The sequence below is a fragment of the Pectobacterium sp. 1950-15 genome, from assembly GCF_037136835.1.
Lineage (GTDB): Bacteria > Pseudomonadota > Gammaproteobacteria > Enterobacterales > Enterobacteriaceae > Pectobacterium.
Genome location: NZ_JBBBQR010000022.1, coordinates 38,096 through 51,482, shown reverse-complemented (window position 1 = coordinate 51,482; position 13,387 = coordinate 38,096). Strand labels below are relative to the sequence as shown.

The window sequence follows — 13,387 nt, the reverse complement described above, 5'->3', positions numbered from 1 at the left end:
CTCATTAACTAAACTGTCAGATTGCAGCCGGATTATAAGAATTGTATACCCAGCCAGTGAAAGTGGCGCAAATTATAGGTGCAGAGACCTTTGTTGCCTACCAAGGAAATAACATTTTATTAAAAAAATATTACCTCTCATTTTCCCTTCATTAACGATCGCGCATCGCGCTTTTTCGTTTCCCACCGCCCCCGTACTGAATGTAACAAATCATCGGCGATCACAGTTCTGAAGGTTACTTGTAACGTTATAGGTTATTTGTTTTTAAAACAATAAGATAACTGGAATTTCTTTATCATTCACTGCTAGCCTTGCTGCTGTACCCACCATAATGGCCAGTAAGAGGGCTGATAATGAAAAGAGCGGTCAATGCATTGCAAAATTTCGGCAAGTCCCTATATGGGCCGGTGCTGATACTTCCGATTGTCGGGCTATTCATCGCATTTGGGAACGTGTTTGGTAACGGCAACTTAGCGGGCTATGTCCCTTTACTTAATCACCCCTTGATTCAGGATTTTGGTCAACTGGTTTCCAAATCCGCCGTGGCGATTCTGGCTAATTTGGCACTGGTGTTCGCCGTTGGGATCCCGATTGGATTGGCGAAACGCGATAAGGGCTATGCTGCTCTGATTGGTCTGGTGATGTTTATCATCTTCATTAATGCCATGAACATCACACTGCAATTACAGGGCAAACTCGTACCAGCAGCAGAGATGCGCGCCGCCGGGCAAGGCATGGTGCTGGGCGTTCAGGTGCTGGAAATGGGCGTTTTCGCCGGTATCCTGATCGGCGGATTCGCAGGCTATCTGTATAACCGCTATTCCAGCAAACAGTTTAACGGCGTCATGGCGATCTATTCCGGCCACTGCTTCGTCGCCATTCTGGTTATTCCGCTGGCGATTGCACTGGGCTTTGCGATGAGCGCGCTGTGGCCGTTTGCTCAACATGGTATTACCTGGCTCGCCTTCGCGATTAAAGATGCAGGCCCTGTTGGCATCGCGATTTATGGCTTTCTGGAACGCGTACTGATCCCCACCGGGCTGCATCATCTGGTCTATACCCCATTCCTGTATACCGAACTGGGCGGAACCGCAGAGGTATGCGGCAAGCTGTATCAGGGCGCACGCAACATCTATTTTGCTGAAATGGCCTGTCAGGACGTTAAACAGCTGAGTTCCACCGTGGTCTGGGACGCGCGCGGTATCAGTAAAATGTTTGGTCTGACGGCCGCCGCACTGGCGATGTATGTCACGGCGAAGCCAGAGAAACGTCTGGCCGCCAAAGCCATCCTGATTCCGGCCGCGTTTACCTCTTTCTTGCTGGGCGTTACCGAGCCGCTGGAGTTCTCCTTCCTGTTCGTCGCGCCCATGCTGTTTGCCGTCCACGCCGTACTGACCGGCATAGGGATGATGCTGTTCTCCATCATGGGCGTGCATGCAATTGGCGCCAACGGCGTCATCGACTTCCTGCTTTATAACCTGCCGCTGGGCATCGAGAAATCCAACTGGCCGATGTACATCGCGGTTGGGCTGACCATGTCGGTGATTTACTTCTTCGTCTTCCGCTTCCTGATTCTGTATTTCGACATGCCAACACCGGGGCGTGAAACCGATGAAGAAGAGACGCGACTGTATTCTAAAACCGAATATCAGGCCAAAACCGAAGGTCAGGTAAAAACATCAGACGCGGTGAAAAGTGATGCTCCACCTATCGGCGCTACCATCATCGCCGGGCTGGGCGGTAAACCGAATATCGAGGTAGTGGATAACTGCTACACCCGCCTGCGGGTCACTCTAATCGACCCGAATCTGGTAGACGAACAACAGCTTAAGAGCACCGGTGCGAAAGCCGTTATCCGGCAGGGTAACAACGTACAGGTGGTTTACGGACTTCACGTCAAAACGATACGCGAAGCAGTTGAAAACGCGCTTTAACAGGAGACTGACCATGACGAAACCCCCATTCATTCTGACCATTGCCGGCGGCGGCAGCACCTATACCCCAGGCATCGTAAAGAGTCTGATGGTACGTCTCGCGAATTTCCCGCTGGCAGAGATTCGTTTATATGACATCGACGGCCCGCGGCAGGACATCATCGCGCCGGTGGTGGAAAAGGTCATTCGCGACCACAGTGACAGCATCATCTTTACCGTCACGACCAACGCGGAAATCGCATTTAGCGGCGCACATTTTGTCTTTGCCCAGATGCGCGTCGGGCAGTACAAGATGCGCGAACAAGACGAGAAAATCCCGCTACGTCACGGCGTCGTCGGGCAAGAAACCTGCGGCCCCGGCGGACTGGCCTACGGCCTGCGTACCATTCTGCCGATGGCTGAGCTGATCGATCTGGTTGAGCGCTATGCGCATCAAGAGGCGTGGATCGTCAATTATTCCAACCCCGCCGCCATTGTTGCCGAAGGCGTTCGCCGCCTGCGTCCTCACGCCCGCGTGCTGAATATCTGCGACATGCCGGTTGCCGCGATGCGTAACATTGCGGCCGTGCTGGGCGTCGATCGTCACGACATCACGGTGGACTATTTCGGGCTGAACCACTTCGGTTGGTTTACCCGCGTGCTGGTCGACGGCGTCGATCGTATGCCGGAACTGCGTGAACACATCGCCCGCTACGGCCTGTTGACCGCCGATGCTGCCGATACCGATCCGCAGCACGCCGATCCATCGTGGGTAAAAACCTGGCGCAACATCAAACCGGTCATGGATCATTTCCCGGAATTCGTACCGAATCCGTATTTGCAGTACTACCTGATGCCGAATCAGATCGTTGAGCATCAGGATCCTGACTACACGCGCGCCAATGAAGTGATGGACGGACGTGAGAAAAAGCTGTTTGCGGCTGCCGCCAGCTACAAGGAAACCGGTATTCTGCCAGATGCGTTCCACGTTGGCGTGCACGGCTCATTCATCGTTGATGTCGCCTGCTCGCTGGCGTTCGATCTGCGTCAGCGTCATCTGGTGATCGTCGAAAATAAAGGTGCCATCGCCAATCTGCCGTATGACGCGATGGTGGAGGTACCCGCTTATATCACCGCACAAGGGCCGGAGCCGGTGCGGATGGGGAATGTCCCACCGTTCCACCGAGCTTTGCTGGAACAGCAGTTGGCGTCCGAACAACTGTTAGTGGAAGCGACGCTAGAAGGCAGCTACGAGAAGGCTTTGCAGGCATTTACCCTAAACCGTACCGTGCCGACGATGCAGCACGCCAAAGCCATTCTGGATGAGATGATTGAGGCCAATCAAGATTACTGGCCGCAATTAAAACAAGCATATAGAGACGGTATCGCCCAATAATCTGCGACTTGTCGGATGGAGGAAAATCGCTGACAATGCATCTATCATTGCACATCAATGGTAGATTCGGGGTCGAATTCGTCGGCCCCAACGTGGAGGATCTATGTCAGCATCGTCTTCTGATTTGCCCGTTTCTCATGAGCGGTTTGTTTCCGCAGACTGGCTTGCCAGCCACTTGAATGACAGCAGTATCACACTCATTGACGCCCGGATGCTGCCGCCGGGCAACAGCACCCGTGATGTTCATGCCGAATACCGTGCCGGTCATCTGCCTGGCGCGGTTTTTTTTGATATTGAAGCCTTATCCGATCACAGCACCGATCTGCCGCATATGATGCCAACTCGCGAAGACTTCGCGCGTGCGATGGGTGAACTGGGGATTGATAATCAGCAGCATCTGGTGATTTACGATGAAGGTAATCTCTTCTCCGCACCGCGCGCGTGGTGGATGTTGCACACCTTCGGCGCGACATCCGTTTCCATTCTGAGCGGTGGCCTGGCGGGCTGGACAGCACAGAACCTGCAATTGGAACAGGGCGATGTGACGCCAAAGCCAGCATCGTTCCACGCCACGCTGGATGAGAGCGCGATTCGCTCACGCGACGACGTGCTCTCCATCAGCCGGGATAAATCAGAACAGATTGTCGATGCCCGCCCCGCTCCACGCTTTCATGCCGAAGTGGACGAACCGCGTCCCGGCCTGCATCGCGGTCATATTCCCGGTAGCCTGAACGTGCCGTGGACCGATTTAGTGCATAACGGAGCGCTGAAATCCAACGCAGAACTGGCCACCATTCTGCATAAGCACGGCGTGGATTTCACCCGCCCCATCGTCGCCAGCTGTGGTTCCGGCGTAACGGCATCTGTCGTGGTGCTGGCGCTGACGCAGTTAAATGTCCCGAATGTGACGCTGTACGACGGTTCGTGGAGTGATTGGGGTAGCCGCGATGATGTTCCGATTGCGCGTGATTAATCCCGTTAGGTATTTTATTGCCGTCAATCAGGGGTAGCGGGTGGATAATCGGCTGGCATCTTTAATGCAGCACGGTCAGGTGCTGACGCGTGCGGAATACCGCGTGCTGGCTTTTATCGCCGAACATTCGTCGCTGATAGGCAAAATCACGGTGCGTGAGCTGGCACAGAAGACCTACGTCTCCACCGCAACCATCATGCGGCTGTGCCAGAAAATCGGCTTTAGCGGCTACAGTGAATTCATTTATCACTGTAAAACGCTGCTCACGGATAATCCGCGGCTTTCCCCCTCGCCCATCGTCACGCCCGATGACGCTTCGCTTCCCGATGCTTTCCAGCATTTTGTCGACAACTACCAGCGCACGTTTGCCTACATTAGCCATCAGGATAGAGCGGCTTTCAGCGCTATCCTGCGACAGGAAAGCCACTTTTTCCTCTACGGTGCGGGGTTTTCTCACCTGTTTGCCGAATATTTGGCGAAGAAGCTACAGGTGCTGGGGAAAGATGCGTTCTCTTCCGGCCTAGGAGATAGCCGGGGCATTTTTCTTAATAACGCGCCAAAATATCAGGTGTTTATCGCCATTTCCCGCAGTGGGGAAACCGAGCAGGTGTTGGATAAGGCGCGTATCGCCAAAAACATTGGCATGAAGGTGATCGCGTTTACCCGAGCGTCATTGAATTCATTAGGCGAGTTGGCAGATTTGCATTTCCGGCTCTACGATGATGCGGTTCACTATGCGGCAGAGGCTGGCGAGATTAGTTCATTTGAATCGAATCTGGTGATGTTGATCGATTTACTGCTGTTGCAGGCAACAGCGGAAAAATCATAATCCGCTGTCGCCTGTATCAAACTTACATACCCGGTATCAGGCGTTGCCGGTGGCCTTAAACTCCCTCAGGAAACTCCCCCACTTGCGTTCGTAGAACGGCGTAGTGTGTTTAATCATGTAGTGGCTGATCCCCGGCTCGCCCTCTTTCACCAGACACAGATCGACAGGTCGCTCGTCCGGTAAGGTATCACTGGCGACGCTGCCCGCTTCACGAATGATGGTTTCCTCATCCTGATCGACATCAATACCGATCAGCAGATGCGGCTGCTCTTCACCCGGTTCCTGAATTTGCGCCAGAAACGCCCGTTTTACATGACGATGCTTGGTAAACAACTGCGTCAGGGAATCGATCATCTGTGCCGGCATCTCGGCTGGCTGGCTCAGCATCACCTGCATATCTTCTTCAACAACGCGCTGCTGAACAAAACCGCTACCTTCGCCAGACAGAATATGCTCAATTTCCTGCGGCAAAAACTCTTTGCCATACGGCAATTTAGGATTGAGGAACAGCGTGACGCCCTGTGTCATTTCAAACAGCGAACGCGTCGGTAGAGCCAGAAAAGACGCTTCTTCCGTAATCACGCTCTGTAATGCTTCCAGAGAAGAGAAGAAAGGAATAGCAGACGAGCCATCGTCTTTTTCCCAGTGTTGGATATTCACATTACTGCCCGCGTGCAACACCACCTCACCGGATTCATCCCCGTCATCAGTCGTGCCCAGCACAAACACCGTGGCTTCCATCAGTTCACTGAAAAATTCAGGACGATGCGCGGGTTCCGTTGCAGCCAGAATCAGCACTTCTTCCAGTTTATTACGTGGCGAAAACTCCATACTTTCCTCAACATGATTACGTTAAAAAACCGACGCTTTAAGGCCTAAACAGACTACTTGGCGTTGCTCAGCAAGAGATTCGCCAGCGTGCGAACACCGAGCCCGGTCGCGCCTGTCGCCCACTGCTCTACCGCACTTTTGCGGTATGTTGCGGAACAGTCGATGTGCAACCAGCCCTGCTGGTAATTTTTCACAAAGTGCGACAGGAAAGCCGCCGCCGTGCTGGCACCGGCGGTATTTGCACCACTGGCAATATTGTTCAGATCCGCAAAGCTGGACGGCAGATGGCTGCGGTGGAATTCTTCCAGCGGCAGACGCCAGAACGGCTCGTTTTCTTCTTTCGCACTTTCCTGCAATGCCGCCACCAGTTCGTCATCAAAGCTGAACAATGCATGATAGTCGTTGCCCAGCGCCGTTTTCGCCGCGCCCGTCAGCGTCGCACAGTCGATAATCCACTGCGGATTCTGCTCGGAGGCATCGATCAGGCCATCCGCCAGCACCAGACGCCCTTCCGCATCCGTGTTCATGACTTCAACCGTCTTGCCGTTGCGGTAACGAATGATATCGCCCAGTCGGAACGCATTGCCGCTCACCATGTTGTCTGCACAGCACAGATACAGCTTCACACGCTGTTGCAAACCGCGTGACGCCGCCAGCGCCAGTGCGCCAGTCAGAGTGGCTGCACCGCCCATATCCGATTTCATGGAGTCCATAGAGCTGCTGGGCTTCAGGCTGTAGCCACCGGTATCAAACGTAATACCTTTACCCACCAGACAGGCGAACACCGGCGCATCCGCGTTACCCGTTGGGTTATAGTCCAGCGCCAGTAGCACCGGCTGACGTTCAGAACCGCGGCCGACCGTGTGCAGACCGGCGTAATTTTGCTCACGCAGATCTTCACCTTTGGTGATACGGTAGCTGATGGCGTCACAGGCAACATCACACAATAAATCGACTGCGCGGGTTGCCAGTTGTTCTGGCCCCAAATCTTCAGCAGGCAGGTTAATGGTGTCACGTACCCAGTCCACAATTTTCAGGCGATCGTTCAGCTCTTTCTTATCGGCGTCGTTCAGCTCCGCCCACTCAACCGTTCTTTGCCCTTTCGGCCCGCGATACCCTTGCCAGAATGCCCAGCTGTTTGCCAGATCCCAGCCTTCACCGGCTAATTTAACGTGTTTAATCCCCTGCCCGTCGATTTTACGGGCGGCACGCTGGATCGTTGCCAGCGCGGCTTTGCCATTCAGCGACGTCGTTCCAACATGAATGGTAAAACCCTGCTCATTCACACTCAGCGTCGCTTTTTCTCCCCAGCGCGCATCAGCAGGTTGCGTGGAGAGTGAAATCAGCATGGTATTGTTCGTCATAGTGCTTCTCCGATAATGGATATTCCTGCCACTTTTCATGTTTGCAGGTGCTTTTCATCGTTGCAGATACATAAACCGTGCATCATGACATGAAAATGTTACGAATTTTGGCACGAAATAAAATGGGCCACCAAAGGCAGCCCCGTCATGTTTCTATTCTGCTTCATCTAACCAGACCAGCAGGATCGCTTCCAGAATTTTTTCATTGGAAGCGTCTGGTCGATCGTCAAATTCATCCAGTTCGCAGATCCACTGGTGCATATCCGTGAAACGCACCGTTTTCGGATCGAGATCGGGAAACTGGTCGTAAAGCGCTTCACCGATAGCCCGGCTGTCTGTCCATTTTAACCCCATAACGGTTTCTCCCTATTCGAATCAATGTTCGCGCGCGTGGTTGATCGTATAACGCGGGATCTCGACGACCAGATCGTCCCCGGCGATACGTGCTTGACAGCCCAGACGACTCTCCGGCTCCAGTCCCCAGGCCTTATCCAGCATATCGTCTTCTTCTTCCGTGCTTTCCGCCAGCGAGTCAAACCCTTCACGCACGATACAGTGGCAGGTGGTGCAAGCGCAGGATTTCTCACAGGCGTGCTCAACGTCAATACCGTTACGCAGGGCGACGTCCAGAATGCTTTCACCGCGTTCCGCTTCCAAAACCGCCCCTTCAGGACACAGATCCTGATGCGGTAAAAAAACTATCTTAGGCATGTTACACCTCATCCACAGAATGGCCTGCCAGCGCGCGACGGATAGAAGCATCCATACGGCGAGCGGCGAATTCCTGGGTCTGTTGATCGACTGTTTTAATCGCGGCTTCAATCGCCACGGGATCGCTGCCCTGCATCATCGTATGCAGGTGTTCGGATGCCGCGACAATGACGCCTTTTTCGTCATTGCTCAATAACTCGGCGTCAGCCACCAACGCGCTTTGCAAACTTTCCAGCACGCGTGCCGCCTCCACTTTTTGCTCTGCCAGACGACGCGCGCCGACATCTTCCTTCGCATTCAGCATCGAGTCGGTGATCATGGTGGCAATTTCCGTATCGCTCAAGCCGTATGACGGCTTCACCTGGATGGATGCCTCAACGCCCGTCGATTTCTCCATCGCCGTCACGCTCAGCAGGCCATCCGCGTCAACCTGAAAGGTCACACGAATGTGGGCTCCACCGGCAGGCAACGACGGTAAGCCACGCAGCGAGAAGCGAGCCAGCGAACGGCAATCCACCACCATTTCGCGCTCACCCTGCAAGACGTGGATCATCATGCCGCTCTGGCCGTCTTTGAAGGTGGTGAATTCCTGTGCGCGGGCAACCGGGATCGTGGTATTGCGCGGAATGATTTTTTCCACCAGTCCGCCCATCGTCTCCAGCCCCAGCGACAGAGGAATCACGTCCAGCAGCAGCATGTCACTATCTGGCTTGTTACCCACTAGAATATCCGCCTGGATCGCCGCGCCGATAGCCACGACTTTGTCTGGATCGATCGACGTCAGCGGTGTACGGCCAAAAAACGTTCCCACCTGCTCACGCACCAGCGGAACGCGTGTCGATCCGCCCACCATCACGACTTCCAGCACCTCTTCTGGCGTCAGCCCTGCGTCCTTCAGCGTGCGGCGACAGGACAACAGCGTACGTTTCACCAGTTGAGCAATCAGCGAATCAAACTGCTCGCGGGCGATCTCACCCTGCCAGCCTGCCACATCCACACGCGCTGATTCGGCGCTGCTGAGCGCAATTTTGGCTTTCACCGCCGCATCGCGAAAGGCATGATCCAACTGGCGATCGTCACGATCGTGAATGCCTGCCTGCTCACGCAACCACTCCGCCAGCAGATGATCGAAATCATCACCGCCCAGCGCAGAATCACCGCCTGTCGCCAGCACTTCAAAGACGCCGCGGCTCAGACGCAGAATGGAAATATCAAAGGTGCCGCCGCCCAGATCGTAAATAGCGATCACGCCCTCTTTACCGGAATCCAGCCCATAGGCAATCGCGGCGGCGGTCGGTTCATTGAGCAGACGCAAGACGTGCAGCCCGGCAAGACGCGCTGCGTCTTTGGTGCCCTGACGCTGTGCATCATCGAAGTACGCAGGAACGGTAATCACCACGCCATCCGGCACGCCACCTAACGCCGCTTCCGCGCGCGCGGCCAGCGCGGACAGAATGTCCGCCGACACCTGTACGGGATTGAGGTTGCCAGCCGAGGTCTGAATCAGCGGCAGGCCGTTCTCGCTGGCATGAAAGTGATACGGTAAATGCGGGTAGCGTTGCTGAATGTCGTCCAGAGATCGCCCCATCAGGCGTTTGACTGAGCTGACGGTATTTTCCGGATCGTGGGCAGCATTGTCGCGCGCATCCCAGCCAACGCTGTGGCCATCGTGACGATAGTGGACAACCGATGGCAGCAGGTCGCGCCCGTCACTATCTGCTAGTGTCTGAGCTTCACCGCTGCGTACGGTGGCAACAAGAGAATGGGTGGTGCCTAAATCAATACCGACAGCCAGACGACGCTGGTGCGGTGCGGCGCTAAGGCCAGGCTCACTAATTTGTAATAAGGCCATATTGAGCTTCCATCAATTGGCTGGCGAAAAAATCCGATCTGGCAATGACCATCGGGTTTCCCGCCGAATTAACCAGTTATCTGTCCAGCAGTTGTTCTTCGAGTTCTTCAACCTGTTGCTGGAGCTTGTCTAAAAAGCGTAGCTTGCGCACGGTATCTGCGGCGTCTGTCCACGTCTCATTATCGAGTTCATCACGCATGTGCGAACGACGCTTAACGATCGTTTCCTGCAATCGCTCGGCGAAGGCCGTCAGTGCCTCATCCGCATCCGATCGCTGCGAGATCGCATCCAATTCTTCGCGCAGTTCCAGCTGTTCCATCAGGAACGCCGTGTCCTTCATCGTATGCTGTTCGTTGTTCACATCAAACCCGTGCAGCGACAACATATACTCCGCGCGTTTCAGCGGATGCTTGAGCGCCTGATAGGCGTTATTGATCGTCGCCGCCTGCTGCACCGCCAGCATGCGCTCGCGCTCCGGGCTGGCAGCATAGCGATCGGGATGGAACTGCCGTTGCAACTCCTGAAAACGGGATGCAAGCAGGCCGCCATCCACATCATAGCGAATCGGCAGCCCGAATAACGTAAAGTAATCCATAGTGGTACTCTGGGAGTTCTGGGTAGTAGCGCCGATCATTCACTGACAGCACGCGACTACCCGAGAGGGGTCAGACGTTGAAACTTTCGCCGCAACCACATTCGCCGGAAATGTTCGGATTATTGAACTTAAAGCCTTCGTTCAGCCCTTCTTTGACGAAATCCAACTCGGTTCCGTCAAGATAAACCAGGCTTTTGCCGTCCACGATGACTTTGACGCCTTTGTCTTCAAAGACTGTATCGCCGTCGTTCAAATCATCAACAAATTCCAGCACATACGCCATACCGGAACAGCCGGATGTCCGTACGCCAAGACGCAGCCCAAGGCCTTTGCCTCGGTTTGCGATGAAAGCGCTCACGCGTTGTGCCGCACTTTCGCTCAGAGAAATCGACATACTGTTACCTCGATCGTTCGCCACCTCGACGGGAACAGGCACCGAGAGACACGGTGCCCCGCCGAGTTCAGCCGCAGAGATTACTGCGCGTCGCGTTTACTTTTGTAATCCGCAATCGCTGCCTTGATAGCGTCTTCCGCCAGAATGGAGCAGTGAATCTTCACCGGCGGTAGCTCAAGTTCTTCGGCAATCTGCGTGTTCTTAATCGCTTCAGCTTCATTCAGCGATTTGCCTTTTACCCACTCTGTGACCAGCGAGCTGGAGGCAATGGCAGAACCACAACCGTACGTCTTGAAGCGGGCATCTTCGATGATACCCTCATTGTTGACTTTTATCTGCAACTTCATCACATCGCCGCACGCTGGCGCGCCGACCATGCCGCTGCCGATAGAAGGATCGGCGTTGTCAAATGAACCCACGTTGCGTGGATTTTCATAATGATCAATTACTTTTTCGCTGTAAGCCATGATAGTCGTCCCCGATCTGGTGAATTAATGATGCGCCCACTCGATGCTGCTGATATCCACGCCCTGCTTGAACATTTCCCACAGCGGAGAAAGATCGCGCAGACGACCGATGGATTTACGCACCAGCTCGATGGTGTAGTCGATCTCTTCTTCGGTGGTAAAACGCCCCAGCGAGAAACGGATCGAGCTATGCGCCAGCTCATCATTCATGCCCAGCGCACGTAGCACGTAGGAGGGCTCCAGACTGGCCGACGTACAGGCAGAACCGGACGATACCGCCAGATCCTTGAGTGCCATAATCAGTGATTCACCTTCAACATAGTTGAAGCTGACGTTCAGGATGTTAGGCGCACCCTGCTCAATGTCACCATTCAGGTAGACTTCTTCAATATCATTAATACCGTTCCACAGACGATCGCGCAGCGTGCGCAAGCGCTCCATTTCTGCGCTCATCTCTTCTTTCGCGATGCGGTAGGCTTCGCCCATACCGACAATCTGGTGCACAGGCAAGGTGCCAGAACGCATACCACGTTCATGGCCGCCGCCGTGCATCTGCGCTTCAAGACGAATACGGGGTTTACGACGAACATACAGTGCTCCGATCCCTTTCGGCCCATAGATTTTATGGCCGGAGAAAGACATCAGATCCACTTTTAACTGGTTGAGATCGATAGGCAGTTTGCCTACGCTCTGCGTGGCATCGACGTGGAACACAATACCGCGACTGCGGCACATGTCGCCGATCGTTGCGATATCCTGCACAACACCGATTTCATTATTGACGTGCATGATGGAAACCAGAATGGTGTCCTCACGCATTGCGGCTTCGAGTTCAGCCAGATCGATAATGCCGTTACGCTGCGGGGCCAGGTAGGTGACCTCGAAGCCTTCGCGTTCAAGCTGACGACAGGTATCCAGCACGGCTTTGTGCTCGGTCTTGCTGGTGATGATGTGCTTGCCCTTCTTCTGGTAGAAGTTGGCAACACCTTTAATCGCGAGGTTATCGGCTTCGGTCGCGCCTGATGTGAAGACGATCTCACGTGGGTCGGCACCGACCAGCTCAGCAATTTGGTTACGGGCGATATCTACCGCCTCTTCCGCCTGCCAGCCAAAACGGTGGGAACGGGAAGCCGGGTTACCGAACGTACCGTCCAAAGTCAAAAACTGCATCATTTTCTCAGCGACGCGCGGGTCAACCGGCGTGGTGGCTGAGTAGTCAAGATAGATAGGTAACTTCATTGCTCATAAACTCCGTACATCACTTCAAAACGTACAATGCGTTTTGTTTTATTGACAGGCTGTTTATACCCGCAACCTCTCGGGCCAATGCAAAAAATCTGACGATGTTATCGTTGGCACAACATCGTGATAGTCGGACTAACACCAACACCACATTGGGCAATGTGGTCAGGATTATACGGCTATCAGAAAGGCAAAACGTGACGAGTAAAGGTGCTCGTCACGTTGAAGGTGGATCAGGCGCGCAGGTTAACGTTGATCGTTTCCTGAATACGTCCATTGGCGGTGCGGCGAATGTCCGCATCCTGACGATCCGCGACATCCAGCACTTCCTTGTTGTTCACCAGCTCATCCAGCGTGATGTTATTCAGGAAGTCGGTGATACGGTCGCTCAGATCGCGCCACAGCGTGTGCGTCAGGCAGCGGTCGCCACCCTGACAGCCTTCACGACCCTGACAACGCGTTGCGTCAACGGACTCATCGACGGCAGAAATAACCATGCCGACAGCGATTTCATTCGCGCTTTTACCCAGCAGGTAACCGCCGCCCGGGCCACGAACGCTGGCAACCAGTCCATTCTTACGCAGGCGTGAAAACAGCTGCTCCAGATAAGACAGTGAAATACCTTGGCGTTCAGAAATATCCGCCAATGGAACTGGCCCTTCCTGGGAATGCAGAGCCACATCGAGCATGGCGGTAACGGCGTAACGGCCTTTGGATGTCAGTCTCATGATAGTGGTACCTGTAGGTAAAACATGTATTATGGAAACATGTATTGGCAGAACATACCGCGAGTCTGACATTCCCGAGTGTTTTAGTCAAC

14 protein-coding genes are annotated in these 13,387 nt (G+C 54.2%); 4 read left to right on the top strand and 10 right to left on the bottom strand.

Annotation, left to right across the window (positions count from 1 at the left end; translation table 11 throughout):
• Nucleotides 1-353 precede the first annotated feature (353 nt).
• The 4 genes from WCT94_RS18980 (at nt 354) to WCT94_RS18965 (ending at nt 5,111) form a co-directional block, all read left to right on the top strand.
• The gene (locus tag WCT94_RS18980) at nt 354-1,934 is read left to right on the top strand and encodes a PTS transporter subunit EIIC (RefSeq protein WP_336871148.1); all 1,581 of its coding nucleotides are present in this window, start codon (nt 354-356) and stop codon (nt 1,932-1,934) included.
• Between the two features lie 13 nt (nt 1,935-1,947).
• Nucleotides 1,948-3,309 (top strand): 6-phospho-alpha-glucosidase, encoded by a 1,362-nt coding sequence (locus WCT94_RS18975; RefSeq protein ID WP_336871146.1) that lies wholly within the window; start codon nt 1,948-1,950, stop codon nt 3,307-3,309.
• A gap of 103 nt (nt 3,310-3,412) precedes the next feature.
• Complete coding sequence (gene sseA / locus WCT94_RS18970) at nt 3,413-4,282, top strand: 3-mercaptopyruvate sulfurtransferase (RefSeq protein ID WP_336871144.1); 870 nt, start codon at nt 3,413-3,415, stop codon at nt 4,280-4,282.
• 40 nt (nt 4,283-4,322) lie between these two features.
• Nucleotides 4,323-5,111 carry a MurR/RpiR family transcriptional regulator gene (locus WCT94_RS18965; RefSeq protein WP_336871141.1) on the top strand — a complete coding sequence of 263 codons (789 nt, stop codon included), beginning with the start codon at nt 4,323-4,325 and terminating at the stop codon, nt 5,109-5,111.
• A gap of 36 nt (nt 5,112-5,147) precedes the next feature.
• Here the strand turns inward: WCT94_RS18965 and sseB are convergent, their stop codons facing one another.
• The 10 genes from sseB to iscR all read right to left on the bottom strand — a co-directional run bounded on the left by sseB (nt 5,148) and on the right by iscR (nt 13,295).
• A complete protein-coding gene (gene sseB / locus WCT94_RS18960) occupies nt 5,148-5,942 on the bottom strand; it encodes an enhanced serine sensitivity protein SseB (protein WP_336871138.1) in 795 nt (264 codons plus the stop codon).
• Nucleotides 5,943-5,995: 53 nt separating this feature from the next.
• The gene (gene pepB, locus WCT94_RS18955) at nt 5,996-7,306 is read right to left on the bottom strand and encodes an aminopeptidase PepB (protein ID WP_336871136.1); all 1,311 of its coding nucleotides are present in this window, start codon (nt 7,304-7,306) and stop codon (nt 5,996-5,998) included.
• Nucleotides 7,307-7,459: 153 nt separating this feature from the next.
• Complete coding sequence (gene iscX / locus WCT94_RS18950) at nt 7,460-7,660, bottom strand: Fe-S cluster assembly protein IscX (RefSeq protein ID WP_010280073.1); 201 nt, start codon at nt 7,658-7,660, stop codon at nt 7,460-7,462.
• A gap of 21 nt (nt 7,661-7,681) precedes the next feature.
• Nucleotides 7,682-8,017, bottom strand: a complete 336-nt coding sequence (fdx, locus tag WCT94_RS18945; RefSeq protein ID WP_336871134.1) for an ISC system 2Fe-2S type ferredoxin — start codon at nt 8,015-8,017, stop codon at nt 7,682-7,684.
• Between the two features lies 1 nt (nt 8,018).
• Nucleotides 8,019-9,869 carry a Fe-S protein assembly chaperone HscA gene (gene hscA, locus WCT94_RS18940; protein ID WP_336871132.1) on the bottom strand — a complete coding sequence of 617 codons (1,851 nt, stop codon included), beginning with the start codon at nt 9,867-9,869 and terminating at the stop codon, nt 8,019-8,021.
• A 76-nt stretch (nt 9,870-9,945) separates the two neighbouring features.
• Nucleotides 9,946-10,464, bottom strand: a complete 519-nt coding sequence (gene hscB / locus WCT94_RS18935; protein ID WP_336871130.1) for a co-chaperone HscB — start codon at nt 10,462-10,464, stop codon at nt 9,946-9,948.
• A 70-nt stretch (nt 10,465-10,534) separates the two neighbouring features.
• Nucleotides 10,535-10,858, bottom strand: coding sequence for an iron-sulfur cluster assembly protein IscA (iscA, locus tag WCT94_RS18930; protein ID WP_010307854.1), 324 nt, complete (start codon nt 10,856-10,858; stop codon nt 10,535-10,537).
• 80 nt (nt 10,859-10,938) lie between these two features.
• On the bottom strand, nt 10,939-11,325 hold the full coding sequence (iscU, locus tag WCT94_RS18925; protein ID WP_005970177.1) for a Fe-S cluster assembly scaffold IscU: 387 nt from the start codon (nt 11,323-11,325) through the stop codon (nt 10,939-10,941).
• Nucleotides 11,326-11,349: 24 nt separating this feature from the next.
• On the bottom strand, nt 11,350-12,564 hold the full coding sequence (locus tag WCT94_RS18920; protein ID WP_336871129.1) for an IscS subfamily cysteine desulfurase: 1,215 nt from the start codon (nt 12,562-12,564) through the stop codon (nt 11,350-11,352).
• Between the two features lie 236 nt (nt 12,565-12,800).
• Nucleotides 12,801-13,295 (bottom strand): Fe-S cluster assembly transcriptional regulator IscR, encoded by a 495-nt coding sequence (gene iscR, locus WCT94_RS18915; RefSeq protein ID WP_015841206.1) that lies wholly within the window; start codon nt 13,293-13,295, stop codon nt 12,801-12,803.
• Nucleotides 13,296-13,387: the final 92 nt, after the last annotated feature.